This window comes from Aminobacter sp. P4_D5, from assembly GCF_056401815.1.
On the sequence record NZ_JBFUIP010001421.1, the window covers coordinates 1 to 514 of the forward strand.

The 514-nt window shown below is 74.1% G+C and carries 1 protein-coding gene; it reads right to left on the reverse strand.

All coding sequences use genetic code 11. The features are described 5' to 3' along the window. The coding region (locus AC1DWF_RS38755; protein WP_476843701.1) for an amidohydrolase family protein at window positions 1-464 on the reverse strand (464 nt) is incomplete at its 3' end. Window positions 465-514 lie beyond the last annotated feature (50 nt).

Consider the following 514-nt stretch of genomic DNA (forward strand, 5'->3'; position numbering starts at 1 on the left):
GCCGTCGTCGGCCGGTAGATCTGGTCGTCGGCGAGCGAGACGATGGCCGCCGGCGGGGCGCCCCCGGTCACGCCGACGCCGCGATCGGCGCCGAGGATGTCGGCGCCGGGGAACTCCGCGCCCTGGGTGCGCGCGGCGCGCTGCTCAGCGCGGAGCTCGTAGAAGAGCGGACGGTTCAGCCCGAGCGAGGCGATGGTCGTCACGCCATAGACCTCGAACTGGCGCAGCTGCCCCAGGATATTGGCGCGGTTGTAGTTCGCGGCCCCCGCGGTCAGGCCGTCCACGACGCCGATATGCGAATGCGCGGAGATCAGGCCGGGAATGAGGGTCTTGCCGCTGATATCAACGGTCTCGGCCCCGGCGGGCATGGCGGGGGGACGGCCCGTGCCCATCCAGGCGATGCGGCCGCCGTCGAGGACGAGGGTCGCGTTCTCGAGCGGGGCGCCGCCGCTTCCGTCGATCACCCGRCCGCCGGTCAGCACCGCAGGCCGTGGCGCGGCGGCCGGCGCCTGGG